Consider the following 14658-nt stretch of genomic DNA (forward strand, 5'->3'; position numbering starts at 1 on the left):
CGCCTGCTCGATGCTTTCGCCCGGCTCGACCTTGCCGCCCGGGAATTCCCAGTAGCCGGCGTAGACCTTGCCCTCAGGCCGCGAAGTCAGCAGGAACTGGCCGTCAGGCGCGACGAGTACGCCAACCGCCACTTCAGTGATGGGACGTTCGGTCATTCGGCGCGCCCCGCCATGTCACGCGCGAACTGGTAAGCCACACGGCCCGAGCGCGAGCCGCGCTCCAGCGCCCAGATCAGCGCCGGCTGGCGTGCCCCTTCAATGGCGGCGTCGTCCACGCCAAAGTGGCGCAACCACTGCGCCACGATGGCCAGGTATTCGTTCTGGCTGAAGGGGTAGAAGCTGATCCACAGCCCGAAGCGCTCGGACAGCGAAATCTTCTCCTCCACGGCCTCGCCGGGATGGATTTCGCCATGCTCGCCATGGGTGCCCGCAAGGTTGTCGACCATCTTCTCGGGCAGCAGGTGGCGGCGGTTGCTGGTGGCGTAGATCAGCACGTTGTCGGTGGCGGCAGCAACGGAGCCGTCAAGCACGCTCTTCAGCGCCTTGTAGCTGGCCTCGCCTTCGTCGAAGCTCAAGTCATCGCAGAAAACCACGAAGCGCTCCGGGCGGGCCGCAACCTGTTCGACCAGGTCCGGCAGGTCCACCAAGTCGGCCTTGTCGACTTCGATGAGGCGCAGGCCCTGGCTCGAAAACTCGTTGAGCACGGCCTTGATCAGCGAACTCTTGCCCGTGCCCTTGGCGCCCGTCAGGAGCACGTTGTTGGCCGGCTTGCCGGCGACGAACTGGGCGGTATTGCGCAGCAAGCGCTCCTTCTGCGGCTCGACTTCCTGCAGGTCTGACAGGCGGATGCGGCTGACGGCGCGCACCGGCTCAAGCACCAGGGCGCCATGGCGCCGGCGGGCACGAAAGGCGGTGGAAGCAGCCCAGTCGGGCGGCGTGGCGGCGTGGGGCAGAACGGCTTCGAGCCGGGTCAGCAGGCCCTCGGCGCGGGTGAGGAAGGAATCCAGAGCGGCAGACATCGCCGCAGTTTAGGCGGGCAGGCTCAGGCGATCGCCTTGAGCGAGGCTTCGAGCTGCTCCGTCGGCAGCCGCTTGAAGCCCGAGCGGGCATAGCGCTGCAGCCGGCCAATGATGAAGCTGACCCAGACCGAGGCCTGTGCATTGGCCTGCACGGTCGGCGTCAGTGAACCCTGCGCCTCGGCTGCGGCGCGCAGTACCTGGCGCAGCGAGGATTCGATGCGGTCGAAGAACTGGTTCATGCGGGCCACCAGCCGCTCGTTCTCGTAGACCAGGGCGTCGCCCACCATCACCCGCGCCATGCCGGGATTCTTTTCGCCGAACTGCAGGATGACGCTGGCGATGCGCGCGGCCTTGCCAGGCGGCGGCAGGGGATGCGGCGAGTCGGCGATCTGGTTGACCAGGCCGAAGACGCTGCTCTCGATGAAATCGATCAGCGCCTCGAACATCTGCGCCTTGCTGGCGAAGTGGCGGTACAGGGCCGCCTCGCTGACGTCGAGCTTGGCTGCCAGCGCCGCCGTCGTGATGCGGTCGGCGCCCGGCTGCTCCAGCATGCCGGCCAGCACCTGCAGGATCTGCGTGCGGCGCTCGCCGGGCTTGGGGCGCTTCTTGGGGTTGGCAGCGGGGCTGTCGGCGGCGGGCTGGTCGGCGTCCATGCCGGCGATGTTAGGGCCTGTTACAGCCCTAGTCGCGCAGCCAGCCCAGGCGGCGAGCTTCGTAGATCGCTTCCACTTTGGAGCGCACGTGCAGCTTGCGGTAGACCCGCTTGACGTAGGTCATCACCGTGTGCGGCGAGACCTGCATGAACTGCGCGATCTCATCGAAGGTGAAACCCTTGGCCGCCAGGTGCAGCACGCGCGATTCCTGCTCGGACAGGGCGACAACTTCCTCGTCGGCCATCGTCGCGGCCATGGCCTCCGGCGAGGGGCCGGTCGAGTTCTGCGACCCGGGGGCCAGACGCACCAGCAGGCGGCGGGCGATGACGGGGCTGATGGGGCTGCCGCCGGCGCGCAGAGAGCGCAGCTGGCCGGGCAGGTCCAGCGCCAGGCTGTCTTTCAGCAGATAGCCGGTGGCGCCAGCCTCGATGCTGGCGACCACATGCTGCTCATCGCCGAAGACGGAAATGACCATGACCTCGCACTGCGGCCGGGTCTGGGCCGCATGGCGGATCAGCTCGATGCCGCTGCCGCCAGGCAAGTCCAGGTCAACGAGCAGGACGTCGGGCTGCAACTGATCGAACATGCGCCGGCCCTGGGGCAGGTCGGGCGCGATGCCCAGCAGCTCGATGTCGGGCACGCTGCCCAGAGCGTGAGTGAAAGCCTCGCGGAAGCGGGCTTGGTCTTCGACGATCAGGACCGAGAAYGGGGACATGGACTCTGTGGACTTTCCAAACGCGCGGAAGCCGCATTGTCAGGTGAGGATACCCCCTCATCCATGAGCGTCTTCCTTCAGAACAGGGGGTAGCGTAACAAGGCTGCCAGGGAACGCACCCGCTGGGTCACGTAGGCCGGGCGGTGCTGCAGGCGCCGGCCATCGGCCGCCTTGCGCAGCCAGCGCTGCATCCAGACGGTGCGCAGCCCCAGGCTGCGGGCCGATTTCTGGTGGATCAGCGTGTCTTCAACGAGGATGCAGCGTTCCGGCTTCAGCTTCAGGCGTGCCAGCACGATACGGAACATGCGCGTATCGGGCTTGGGGCGGGAGTGGCCGAAGATGATCATGTCCTCGACGCAGATCAGGCGCTCGAAGACGCCGGACAGCCCGATGGCCGCCAGCACGCGCTCGGCATAGCTGCGCGGCGCATTGGTCATCAGCAGCTTGCGCCCCGGCAGGCGGCGCAGCGCGGCCAGGTCATGGCCGTGGCCATGCAGATGGGCCTCCAGCCCGGGCAGGCGATGGGTCTCGCTGAGGAAATGCGCCGGCTTCACGCCATGGTGGCGCTGCAGCCCCGTCAGCGTTGCGCCATAGCGCTGCCAGTAGCGGTTGCGCAGAGCGGCGGCCTGCTCTTCCGTCAGGCCGAGGTAGGTGACCATATAGGCCGCCATCGACGCATTCAGCTCGGTGAACGCCCGATGCGAAGCGTTGTGCAGGGTGTCGTCGAGGTCGAACAGCCAGACCGGGTCGCGAGATTTCGTCACCCACCGATCATCGCAAGTCCTCGCCTTCGGCTCAGACGCGGAACGCGCATTCCGTCTCATCGAGACGAAATCATCGCAAGTCCTCCCCTTCGGCTCAGACGCGGCACGAGCATTTCGTCTCATCGAGACGAAATCATCGTGCCGTAGGCCTGATCGGTCAGTATCTCCAGCAGCATGGCGTGCGGCACACGGCCGTCGATGATGTGCACGGCATTGACACCGCTCTTGGCCGCGTCAATGGCGCCGGCGATCTTGGGGATCATGCCGCCACTGATGGTGCCGTCGGCCACCAGCTCGTCGATGCGGCGCGGCGTCAGTTCGGTCAGCAGCTCGCCGTTCTTGTCCAGCACGCCGCGGATGTTGGTCAGCATCAGCAGCTTCTCGGCCTGCAGCACCGTGGCCAGCTTGGCGGCGACGACGTCAGCGTTGATGTTGTAGCTCTCGTTGTGCTCGCCAAAGCCGATGGGGCTGACGACGGGGATGAACTGGTCGTCCTGCAGGGCCTTCACGACGCTGGGGTCGATGGCGACGATGTCGCCGACCTGGCCGACGTCGTGCTCCTTGGCTGGGTCGTCCTTGTCCATCATCTTGAGCTTCTTCGCGCGGATCATGCCGCCGTCGCGGCCCGTGAGGCCCACGGCCTTGCCGCCGGCGGCATTGATGAGGCCGACGATGTCCTGCTGCACCTGGCCGGCCAGCACCCACTCGACGACTTCCATCGTCTCCTCGTCGGTGACGCGCATGCCCTGCACGAACTCGCCCTTCTTGCCCAGGCGGCTCAAGGCGCCTTCGATCTGCGGCCCGCCACCGTGCACGACGATGGGGTTCAGGCCCACGAGCTTGAGCAGCACCACGTCCTCGGCGAAGTCCTGCTGCAGGGCCGGGTCGGTCATGGCATTGCCGCCGTACTTGATGACGATGGTCTTGCCGTGGAACTTGCGGATGTAGGGCAAGGCCTGGGAAAGGATCTCGGCCTTCTCGCGCGGGGCGATGTGGGAGACGTCGGTGGTGTGGGGGGTGGTCATGCAGCGGACTCCGGAAAGCAGCAGGCGGATTCTAGGGACGACGCCATGGCGGTTGCTCCCATGACCCGCCAGCTTGAGGATGCATCCGGCGCATGCCCGCGGGTCACTTGCCGGCGAAAAACACCTGCCGCACGAAGGCCTTCACATCCGCTCGCGATTGCCGGAAGGCCGATTCGTTGCGCCCGACATGCACGCCCCGGATGACGCAGCTGTCGAAGAACTCCCCAAGCCTCGCCGCGTCGATGGTCGCGCCGGTTCGCTCGGCCGTGATCTTCCACGCCTCGATGTCCCAGCGCAGCACGCCGCAGGGCGCTGCCGACGTGGCCCCCTCCAGCAGGAAGGGCTGGTACATGGCGTCCCAGGAATGCGGCGCCCCGGCGTAGTTGATGGTGCGAGCCGGCGTGCCCGCCTCGGCGTAGCGCTCGGCCAACTGCTCGCAGGGCCGCGCCGTGGCGTAGTCGTCYTCAGCGCCGACGAGGTTGAGCAGCGGCGCCTTCGTCACTCGCGGCGACCAGTAGACCTGGTTGCATCCCGCGTACACCGGGATGTGCAGGGCGAAGCTCAGGTCACTCTTCACCACGGCACGGCGCAGCGGTTCGATGGCGGTCTGGAAGGCCACGCTTCCGCCGCGCGAGAAGCCCATGATGCCGATACGGGAAGCATCGATGCGTGGATGACCGGCGAGCAGCATCAGCGCCTGGAAGGCGTCCATCAGGTCGGCCGAGTAGGGAACAAGCGTCTGGTTCTCCGCCGTGCGCTTGACGCCGCGCGCCTCAAAGACGTGGACGACGAAGGTAGCGACGCCGATGTCGTTCAAGGCGTCGACCCATTGCGACATGCTGCTCTCCACGCCGGCGCTGCCATGCATCAGCACCATGGCCGGGACCTTGTCGCCGGCGCCCCTGGGCAGGCTCAGTTCGCCCCAGACGCGCTGCGCCGCCCAGTTCTGGCGGCGCTCGCGGGCGAGGTCGAACATGGTCTTGGGCGTGAAGCTGTCGAAGTCGATGCGCCCCTGCGTATCGGGTTTCAGGTCCTGGGCCGGCGTCGCGAACGGCAACGCCAGCAACAGCATGGCCAGCAGGCTGGCCGCAACGCGTATCAAAGCGGCATTCATCATGGCACCCATTCTGCGGGGGCCTGCTGCGCGCCGCTGACAATGCCGCCATGCAAGCCAGCGCCTATCTCAAGCTCTCGGTCGCAGTCGCCCTCGTGACCATTGCGCTGAAGACCGCCGCCTGGTGGTGGACGGGCTCGGTCAGCCTGGCGGCCGACGCGTTGGAGTCCCTCGTCAACCTGGCCGGCGCCGTGTTCGCCCTGGCCATGGTGACGCTGGCCGCCCAGCCACCGGATGAAGGCCACCCCTATGGTCACCACAAGGCCGAATACTTCTCCAGCGGCTTCGAGGGCATCCTCATCATCGCGGCCGGCCTGGGCATCCTGTGGGGCGCTGCAGACCGCTGGCAACACCCCCAGGCTCTGGAAGCCATCGGCGTCGGCGTCACGCTGGCCGTCGTCAGCTCGGCGTTGAACGGTGCCATGGCCTGGGCCATGCTGCGCAAGGCACGCGAGGTGCGCTCGGTGGCACTGGAGGGCGATGCGCGCCACCTGATCACCGACGTCTGGACCTCGGCCGGTGTCGTGGCCGGGCTGCTGGGTGTCATGGCCACCGGCTGGCAATGGCTGGACCCGTTGCTGGCCATCATCGTGGCGCTGAACATCCTGCGCGAAGGCGTGCATCTGATGCGCGAGTCCACCGGTGGCCTGATGGACCAGGCCCTGGACGCCGAATCCATGACTCAGGTGATGGCGGTGCTGGACGGCTTTATCCATCCGCACGCCATCCGCTTCGACCACATCGCCAGCCGYGTGGCCGGCCAGCGTCGCTTCATYGACCTGCACATGCACATGCCGGCCAGCTGGACTCTGGGCCGCGCCGCGGCGCTGCGCGTGGACGTCGAGCAGGCGCTGATGAGTGCCGTGCCCGGGCTGCGCGCCAGCATCCAGCTGCTGCCCATGGACGTCGAGGCCCACAACATGGACGAGGAGGACCTGGTTTGATCGCGGTATTGCAACGGGTGCGCGAGGCACGCGTCGAAGTGGGCGGTGCTGTTGTCGGCGCCATCGGCCCGGGCTTGCTGATGCTGGTCTGCGCCGAACCCACCGACAGCGAGGCGACCGCCGAGAAGCTGATCACCAAGGTGCTGAAGCTGCGCGTCTTCAGCGACGACGCCGGCAAGATGAACCGCAGCCTGCAGGACGTGGCCGGCGGCCTGCTCATCGTCAGCCAGTTCACGCTGGCGGCCGACACGAGTGCCGGCAACCGGCCGAGCTTCACGGGCGCTGCTCCGGCGGAGCCGGGACGCCGGCTCTACGAGCACGCGCTGGCGTTTGCACGAAGCCAGCACCCTGTCGTCGCCAATGGCGAGTTCGGTGCCGACATGCAGGTCCACCTCATCAACGACGGCCCCGTCACCATCCCGATACGGATGGTTTAGGGATCCTTGAAGACGAGTTTGCACTGGCGCTTGTAGGCCCACCAGGCCGAGACCGTCGCCGTCATCAACGCCGTGAGCGCCGCCCAGGTCAGCACGGACCGGTAGGACGCCTCCTGTCCGCCATGCTGCAGGGCTTCGATGCCGCCCAGCACGGCGCATGCCAGCACGAACACCTGCAGGAAGCGCAAGAGCCAGAACTTCGCAAGGATCTTCACCACGAGGATCTCCTACCCGATCTCTATCGTCAGCCGCGACAGGCTGCCTGGCACAGGCCGCGCCAGCGCCAGTCCAGCCATGCGGTAGGCGTTCGCGCGCCGCATGGCCGGCAGCTCGGCGCCCGCCTCGTCCCGCACCCGCTCCACACCATATCCGCGCGAGCCGACGCGGTAGGTCAGCTCGAAGCGCAAGTCCGCCAGCACCAGCTGCACGGTGAGCCCGTCCAGCAACGGCGGCATGACAGGATCGACGACGAGGGCGCCCTGCTCCAGCCGCAGGCCGAGCAGCGAGTTGATGACCAGACCCAGCGCGATGCCCGGGCCGCTGGAATAGATGCGCCAGCCGCCGTCCAGCGCCACCTCGCCGGCCAGCGCTCGGCCGTAATGGGCCTGGGCCTCGTAGCGGTCGGGGAAGGCGGCATCGGAGCTGGAGTAGTAGCAATTGGCCTGGCGCCGGCTCGCGCTGGGCACGCGGTCGGTCAGTGCAATCGGGTGGGCCAGCGCGAGCGCCTGCAGGAAGGCTTCGGCGTGACCGAGATGGGCCAGCATCTGGGCATAGCGCAGATGGGCGTGCATGTACATGATGCCGATCTCGCGGCCGAAGAAGGTGCTGGTCTCGGCGCGCTGGAACAGCTGCGACGGGCCGCCGCGATAGGGTAGCGGCGCGTCGAACAGGCGGGCACCATCGGGGCCCTTCAGATGCTGCTCGATCAGCGCGGCCTGGATGGCGGCCTGTTCAGGGGTGAAGAGCTCGTCGATGACGGCATGCATCATCGGCAGCAGGCTGTAGCGCAGGCCGGTGCGGGTGTCCTGCGGGTGGATCCACAGCTCGCGCTCGCCCTGCTCAGGGAAAAGTGCATAGCCAGCGACGACATCGTTCTGCACCAGCAGGCGCTGGAACTCGGCGCGCACGCCCATGGCCTCGGCGGTCAGCGCGGCGGCGTCGTGGGCTCGGCCGATCTGCGTGAAGGCCGTCGCCAGCGTGTGCAGCATCTGGTGGTGCAGCGTGACCGTCCAGGCGCTGCACAGGCGCTCTCGCAGTGCCGGGTCGGCCGGCTGCAGCGAGTCGTTCCAGTCGCCATGCCAGTAGGCGGCCAGCCCCGTGCCGGGTACGACGCGCTGGCGGATCAGCGCCAGCGCCCGCTCCACATGCGCCGCCAGTGTGGCCGGCTCGCCGTCATGGAAGGGCAGTACCTCGTCGAGCAGGCCGGCGTCGCCGCTGGCGATGAGGTATTGCGCCAGGCCCAGCAGCGGCCAGAAGACGATGTCGCCATGCGAGTCGCCGGCACGGATCTTGGCCTCGCGCTCGAAGAACATGAACCACTGCGGCCAATCGCCATCCGGGTTCTGGTTGCTGAAGACACGCAGCAGCAGATCGCGCACCGGTGCGGTCTGGCCCAGGGCCAAAAGCATTTCCAGCGGCCCCTGGCAGACATCGCGCGTGCCCCAGCCACCGCCGGAGTACTGCTCCAGGCCACGCGGTGACAGGTAGTGCACCAGGGCGTTGTGGGCATACCAGGGCAGGATGTCGCTCAGCTGCACCAGGGCCGGGTGCTGCCAATGCGGCAGCGTCAGTGGCTGGGCGGGTGGCGGCGCGGTGTCGAGCAGCTCGCCGCGCAGCGTCAGCGAAAACGCCGACGTCGGCGAGAAGTCGAGGCAGACCAGCGGCTCGCCGCGGCTGACACCGTCGTCGAACAGCCGGCCGTCGTCGCCCACGATGGCCAGGCCCGGCGCGTCGATGACGAGGCCGCCACCGGGAAAGCGCTCCGCCAGCTCGCTGCCTTCGGGCGGCGTGATGCGCAGCCGGCTGCCACTGTGCTCCCACACGGGCTTGAATGGCGCGGCGCCATCGTCACCGCCCACGGCCAGGTTGAGGCTGGCCCGCAGGCGCAGCGCCCGGCCCTTGAGCATGCGCACGCTCAGCGCCATCGCATCCGGCGTGGCGGCGGCCGACGCGACGACCTCGATGACGCCGGCATCAAAGGCATACAGCCAGCGGCAACGCTGCGGCTGGATCTCGAAAGCCGACGGCAGGCCGAGCAGCAGCCAGTCGCTCACCTGTGGCTGCACGAACAGCCGCAAACCGGCCGTGCCGAACAGGCCGAGCAGGCTGCGCTGCGTGGACAGCAGGCGGTTGATGCTGACATGGCCCTGGGTCAGCATGGAATGGAAGACGCCGCCCATCCAGCAGGTGGACGTCAGCGCGCCCTCGTCGGGCACGAGATGGTCGCCGCTGCGCAGGATGTGGCCGTGGGGCCGCTGCACCAGCAGTTCCTTGGCGCGCAACACGACGTGGGTCGCCTCGCCGGTGAAGAAACTCAAGCGCTGGTTGCCCTGCCATTCCTCATGGCGACGCTCGCCGGGGATGTAGGCGGCCAGGTCCTCGTCGCTGAAGTCCTGGCTGGCCAGCATCGATGCGCTGGCGAACAGGCTGGGCGCCGGCAAGAGGCCCGGCGCGTCCAGCATGTTGGATGGCTGGGCCTCGGGCAGCGCCAGCAGCGTGGGCAGCCGGGCCAGGTCGGCATCGCTGCTGGCCCCGGGATGATGGGCTTGCAGCGCCAGGAAAAAGCCCGCCGCCGCGCGCTCACCGGGCGCGAGCGGCAGTGCCTCGTCCTGCAACCCGACCAGGGCGTGCTCGTGCTGCAGGCGCTGACCCGGCAGGCCGCTCAACAGCCCGGGCGGCAAGGCGCCCTCACGCGCGGCATGGCCCCAGACCTGGCTGGCATCGGTCGCAAAACTCTCCGCGCGGCGCAACGAGCCGGCCAGCAGCCAGGGGTGCTTGCCGCCCTGCGCCTGGTTCTGGCGCGCGGCCAGCAGCACGCCGTGGCCGGGGTGYTGCAGCGGCTGCAGGTCGATGTAGTGGCTGACGTAGAACTCGTTGGTACGCGCGGCGCCATAGTCGGCCAGGCCCACGTCCTGCACCAGCACGGGTGCGATCTCGCAGGCGGTGTCGCTAACGTTCGCGGCCTGCAGATGCCAGAACAGCACGGCCTCATCTGCGGCCAGGCGCAGTTGCAGGCGCAGGGCCAGGCCGTCCCACTCACCGCGCATCTCGAAGGCACCTTCGTCGGTGTGCGCGCTCAGCGGCGAGAGCGGCCCCAGCAGCGCTGCGATGCGCCAATTGCCGCCCGCATCGCGCCGGCGCAGCCAGACATTGGCCGGCCCGCCTTCCAGCTCGTTGCCGGGGAAGAGGTTGAGCATCAGCGCCGGCCCGAACATCAGGCGGCGCAGCGCGCCATGGGACAGCAGCTCGGCCTCAAGGCCGACTTTGTTGCCAAGGGAGTGAACGGTCATGTTTGTCGCTGCGCCAACAGCCAGGGCAGCAGTCCAGGATCTTGATAGGCCGGCGTCCAGGAGTCGTGGCCGACACCGGGGTAGATGGTCAGTGATGCAGTGCCACCGGCCGCGCGCAGCGCCTCGACACAGGCGATGTGCGGCGCCAACGGCACGACTTGGTCCTGCTCGCCGTGATAGCCGCGCACCGGCACGCCGCGCATGGCGGACACCTTGGCCGGGTCGCCAAAGCCGCAGACAGGTGCGATGGCCGCGAGGTCGCGCGGGAAGGCCGTGGCCCAGTGCCACACGCCGAAGCCGCCGAGGGACAGGCCGGTACCGACGCAGCGCTGCGGATCGATATTGAGCCTGGCCTTGAGGGCGCCGAGCAGCTTGTGCAATCGCTCGGGGTCCCAACGCAGGTTGTCCTCGAGCTGCGGGCTGACAACGATGCACGGATAGTCGGCGCCGACGGCGACCAGCTTGGGCGGGCCGTGGACCTTGACCTTCTCCAGGTCGGTGCCACGCTCGCCCGAGCCGTGCAGAAAGACAACCAGCGGCCAGGCTTCGGTGCGTTGGCTGTATTCGCGCGGCAGCCAGATCCAGAAGCGCTGGCCTTCGAGCTCCCAGGCGCGCTGCTCGCCGGCGGCCAGGCCGGCAGGCGTGGGCGGCAAGGCCGCGCAGGCGCTGAGCAGAGCCGGTGTCGTCAACAGCAACTGGCGGCGGTTCATCGTCATGGTGCGGGCTCCAGCTGGATGGTGGTGGCGTTGGCGGGCAGGGGCAGTTCGCGGTCCTGCCAGCTCAGGCCCTGAGTCTCGACGTTAGCGCGCGGCAACCGCTCCGTACCCGGCCAGGCCAGGCGCAAATCACCAGGCAGTCGTTCGGGCCGGCGGTCGATATGCAGCGTCCAGCCGCCATCGGCGCGTTTGAGCAAGCGATAGTCCAGCCGCCCCCAGGCCGTGGACAGGCCGGCCACGCCGATGTCGCCCGCCATGCGCCAGGCGGGCGAAAGGCCAGCGCCGAGCACGAGGCTGCCGGTGGCTTCGCGCTCGTAGGCCAGCAGGTCCAGGGCCGCGCGCAGGTAGTCGGACGAGATCCAGGCATGCGGCATGTCGCCCAGGAAGCGGGCCTCGCGCGCATCGGGCCGCACCACCTCGGCCCACTGGTTCCAGCCCATCGGGCGCTGGTGCGTGAAGAACCAGGCCAGCAGCCGGTGCGCTTCATCCACCCGACCCAGGCGCACCAGGGCGCTGACATTGCGCAGTTCGTAGGGCGTGTAGTCCGCCCAGGCCTTGCGACCCGTGATGCGGGCCTCGGCTTCCGACACATAGCGGTCGAAGGTGCCGCGCAACAGCTCGGGTGGCAGCTTGTCGGCCTGGGCCGGGTTGAGGGCCATGGTCGTCGACGTCGCGTCGAAGTCGCCGCGGTCGGCGGCGCCGGYGATGTGGTTCAGCTGGTAGTGCCGGGCGGTCGCAGTGATGGAGGCGCCCAGTTCGGCCTCGAACTCGTCACGCGACACCGCCCAGCGCACGGCCTGCGCGGTGTCACCCAGGGCCTGGGCAATCTGCACCGCGTCCTTGTTGCCGCGCAAGGCCCAGAAGTCGTCCCAATAGGAATAGGCCGGCTTGTCGCTGTAGCCCTCGTGGCTGATGGACGGCGGCATCAGCCCCTTGAAGCGCGGGTCGGCACCCGGCTTGCGTTCACTCTGGCGCAGGGCCTCCATCCACGCCACGACGCGCTGCACCTTGGGCCAGTGGCGCTCCAGCAGCGCGCGATCCTGGGTGTGACGCCAGAGCTCGGCGACGGCAAACAGGTATTGGCCGTGGCTGTCGTTCTCGACGACGGGGTCGGCGCCGCGCTGGTCGACGCAGCAGGGCACCTTGCCCGACTCGAAGATATAGCCGCCATACCAGTCGACGAACTCGCGCGCGGCCTGGGCCTCACCCATGCGCACGAGGCCGGCCACCATCATGGCGCCATCGCGCACCCACGAGCGGGCATAGGAGCGCGTGCCGGGGCGCAGTGCGGGGCCGTCGCGGGACACGAGGATCTGCGCCAGCGCGCTGCGCATGGTGTCGGCGATGGGCTGGGCCTGGGGCGGCAGGTTCAGTTCCAGCACGCCGAGGCGGTCGCGCCATTGCGCGGCGGCGACGGCCAGGCGGGTGTCGAGGGCGCCCGCATCACCGCCCATCACCCAGCCCAGGCTGCGTGCCTCGCCCGGTGCGAGTTCGATGTCGAAGCGCATCAGCGCGGAGGGCAGTTGCTCGGCGTCCGCCAGTTGCGTGAGGGGCGGCGCCTGCAGCAGCGTGGCGAAGCCGGGGCCGGCGCTCCACGATGCGGCGCGCACTTCGGCCGGCGTCTCGCGTGGCTGGAGGGCCAGGCCGGCAGCAGTCAACTTGCCATCGGCCCAGGCCACGGTGGGCAAAGGACTGATGCCTCCTTGTGTCGACAGGAATTGCTGCGGCGGGTTGACCTGCCAGGGGCGCAATGCCAGCAGCAGCGAGTAGCGCTGCGGTTTGCTGGTCGGGTTGCGCAGCGTGTAGCGGGCCAGCAGCTGCGGCGCCTTGGCCGGGCCGTCGGCGCCGGCTTCGACGCGCAACTCGACGTCTGCATGCTGCCACCGCACGACCGGCAAGGCGTGCTCGATGAGGCTGTGCCCCGTGCGCACCTGAGCCCAAGTGACGAGACGACCATCAGCCAGGCGCACGGTCGGCTCGATGCTGGGGCCGCCGCGGGTCAGCTCGATGGCGCCGTCCTCGCTGACCAGGCCGGAGCGCTGGGCACCGCCATCCACGCCGACGACGGTCCAGTAATTCTGTTCGCCGAGGAAGGCCCGCGGCAGCTCGCCGCGCGGCAGGGACTTGGCCAGCTCAGCGACGGCGGCGTTGCGGTCCGGCCATTGCGCGGCGTCACGCAACTCGACCTCAGGCGGCTTTTTTCCTTCGTAACGCAGACGCAGCCAGCGCCATTCCTGCTCGCCGAGGAACAACGCGCGGCCGGGCTGGGTGGACAGCGTCTTCCAGCGCCGGTTGTCGTCGGAGACCTCGATGCGCATGGCCGCGCCGCTGGCAAACCACAGGCCGTTGAACTCGCGCAAGGTCTGGAAGTCCAGCGTCATCTCGCTGGCGCCCAGCCTGCGGCGCGGCTCGGGCCAGGCCTTGGGTGCGGGCTCGCGCGGCTCCAGGCCCAGGGCGCCGACGCACAAGGCCCCTGCCCCGCCGCCCTGCTGGCCGGCGACGACGACGAACTCGATGAACTGGCTGCGCTTGAGCACGCGGTCCTCGGTCGGCCCCCAGGCGAAGGCGACGTGGCGGCGCTTGAAGCGCGTCTCGGTCAGCGTGTCGGGTAGGGTCAGCGCCGGGCGATTGATCCACCAGACGTTGTCGCCGCTGGCGTCGACGAACTTGATCTGCACGTCGTTGCCGGTGGTCTTGCCCTTGAGCTGGGTCGTCAGCGCGAAGTCGGCCGGCCAGTCCAGCGGCAGTTCGCGGCGCAGGACGGCATAGCCCGACACGCCGGCAAAGTCGTAGTCGAGGCAGAGGGAGTCGTCGCGAGAGTCTTGTCGAAGGGTAGCCTTGACCTGGTCGGAGGCGGTGGCTTTCCAGCGGGTGGCGTCCTTCATGTCATCGAGGATGGCGGCGTGAGACGCAAGGCACGCGAGCAGGGTGCAAGTCAGCAAGACGTAGAGAAACCTTCTCATGGCTTGGCGGCTGCAGGTTGAGAGGTAAGGCCCATGCCGGGAGTTCGCCCCGGCGGGCGACCTACTTTCTTGTGCGAACAAGAAAGTAGGCAAAGAAGTCGCCCCCGAACCGCCCGCCCCTTTGCTTCGCAGCGGGGTGCCCTGCGGTACTCAGCCCTTGAGGCCCCGCGCAAAACTCCCTTCGCTACGCTGCGKTCAAACAGTTGCGCGGAGTCAGTTCTTGAGGCGCGCTGCGCGCGCGGCCTCAAGGTCTTGCGTTCCTCGGCGGGCTCAAAGGGGGGGAGAAAACCACCTCGGTGCGAACGGCTTTCGGGTTTGGCTGTTGGCTGTTCGGCTGTTTCGAGAACTCCCCTTCTAAACCGCCGAGAAGCGCAGGAGCCCGGGGCGCGAGCRCAGCGAGCCTCAAGCTCTGACTTCGCGCCCCTTTGTTTGAACGCAGCGTAGCGAAGTGAGTTGGGCGCGGCCCCGGGTTCAGAGCATCGCAGGGAACCCCGCAGGGGCGGTTTCGCAGGGGCGACTTTTTGCCTTCTTTTTGGTCGCTCAAAAAGAAGGTCGCCCGCCGGGGCGAACTCCCGGCTGGGCATAGGCACAAAGCCACTGCAACGGGCCGTCATTTCACACTCCMCATCAACAGCCCCTGCATGTAATACCTCTGCAGCGCCACAAACAACCCCAGCACCGGCAGCACGGTGATCACCGCCCCCGCCATCATCAGCTCGCTGTCGTTCACATGCTCCCGCGACAACGCAGCCAATGCGACTGGCAGCGTGTGCATCTCGCCATCCGTCAACACGATCAA

The 14658-nt window shown here is 68.3% G+C and carries 13 protein-coding genes and 1 pseudogene; 2 read left to right on the forward strand and 12 right to left on the reverse strand.

Annotation, left to right across the window (positions count from 1 at the left end):
* The 7 genes from ACXJKR_RS09970 to ACXJKR_RS10000 all read right to left on the reverse strand — a co-directional run.
* Positions 1-156, reverse strand: a 156-nt coding sequence (locus ACXJKR_RS09970; RefSeq protein ID WP_457322722.1) for an NUDIX domain-containing protein, incomplete at its 3' end; no start/stop codon positions are given.
* Positions 153-1019, reverse strand: coding sequence for an ATP-binding protein (locus ACXJKR_RS09975; protein ID WP_056192890.1), 867 nt, complete (start codon positions 1017-1019; stop codon positions 153-155). The genes ACXJKR_RS09975 and ACXJKR_RS09970, both read right to left, overlap by 4 nt.
* A gap of 23 nt (positions 1020-1042) precedes the next feature.
* Positions 1043-1672, reverse strand: coding sequence for a nucleoid occlusion factor SlmA (gene slmA, locus ACXJKR_RS09980; protein ID WP_056192893.1), 630 nt, complete (start codon positions 1670-1672; stop codon positions 1043-1045).
* A gap of 28 nt (positions 1673-1700) precedes the next feature.
* Entirely contained in the window at positions 1701-2387 is a 687-nt protein-coding gene (locus ACXJKR_RS09985) for a response regulator (RefSeq protein ID WP_056192896.1), read from the reverse strand.
* Positions 2388-2464: 77 nt separating this feature from the next.
* Positions 2465-3151 (reverse strand): pyrimidine 5'-nucleotidase, encoded by a 687-nt coding sequence (locus ACXJKR_RS09990; protein ID WP_056192898.1) that lies wholly within the window; start codon positions 3149-3151, stop codon positions 2465-2467.
* Positions 3152-3270: 119 nt separating this feature from the next.
* Complete coding sequence (argB, locus tag ACXJKR_RS09995) at positions 3271-4176, reverse strand: acetylglutamate kinase (protein WP_056192901.1); 906 nt, start codon at positions 4174-4176, stop codon at positions 3271-3273.
* 103 nt (positions 4177-4279) lie between these two features.
* The gene (locus ACXJKR_RS10000; protein WP_235531822.1) at positions 4280-5293 is read right to left on the reverse strand and encodes a dienelactone hydrolase family protein; all 1014 of its coding nucleotides are present in this window, start codon (positions 5291-5293) and stop codon (positions 4280-4282) included.
* Positions 5294-5340: 47 nt separating this feature from the next.
* On the opposite strand from ACXJKR_RS10000, the gene ACXJKR_RS10005 reads away from it, so the two are divergent.
* The gene (locus ACXJKR_RS10005; RefSeq protein WP_056192904.1) at positions 5341-6234 is read left to right on the forward strand and encodes a cation diffusion facilitator family transporter; all 894 of its coding nucleotides are present in this window, start codon (positions 5341-5343) and stop codon (positions 6232-6234) included.
* Entirely contained in the window at positions 6231-6671 is a 441-nt protein-coding gene (gene dtd, locus ACXJKR_RS10010; protein WP_056192908.1) for a D-aminoacyl-tRNA deacylase, read from the forward strand. Before ACXJKR_RS10005 ends, dtd begins: the two co-directional genes overlap by 4 nt.
* Here the strand turns inward: dtd and ACXJKR_RS10015 are convergent.
* The 5 genes and pseudogenes from ACXJKR_RS10015 to ACXJKR_RS10035 form a co-directional block, all read right to left on the reverse strand.
* Complete coding sequence (locus ACXJKR_RS10015) at positions 6668-6889, reverse strand: hypothetical protein (protein ID WP_056192911.1); 222 nt, start codon at positions 6887-6889, stop codon at positions 6668-6670. The genes dtd and ACXJKR_RS10015 overlap by 4 nt on opposite strands.
* A 9-nt stretch (positions 6890-6898) precedes the next feature.
* Entirely contained in the window at positions 6899-10180 is a 3282-nt protein-coding gene (locus tag ACXJKR_RS10020) for a GH36-type glycosyl hydrolase domain-containing protein (RefSeq protein ID WP_457322719.1), read from the reverse strand.
* Positions 10177-10896, reverse strand: coding sequence for a carboxylesterase family protein (locus tag ACXJKR_RS10025; protein ID WP_457322720.1), 720 nt, complete (start codon positions 10894-10896; stop codon positions 10177-10179). The genes ACXJKR_RS10020 and ACXJKR_RS10025 overlap by 4 nt, the downstream gene beginning before the upstream one ends.
* Positions 10893-13781 carry a hypothetical protein gene (locus ACXJKR_RS10030; protein ID WP_457322721.1) on the reverse strand — a complete coding sequence of 963 codons (2889 nt, stop codon included), beginning with the start codon at positions 13779-13781 and terminating at the stop codon, positions 10893-10895. The genes ACXJKR_RS10025 and ACXJKR_RS10030 overlap by 4 nt, the downstream gene beginning before the upstream one ends.
* Before the next feature lie 688 nt (positions 13782-14469).
* A pseudogene (locus ACXJKR_RS10035) lies at positions 14470-14658 on the reverse strand (carbohydrate ABC transporter permease); the annotation flags it as partial.

The organism is Roseateles sp. P5_E11, assembly GCF_054049355.1.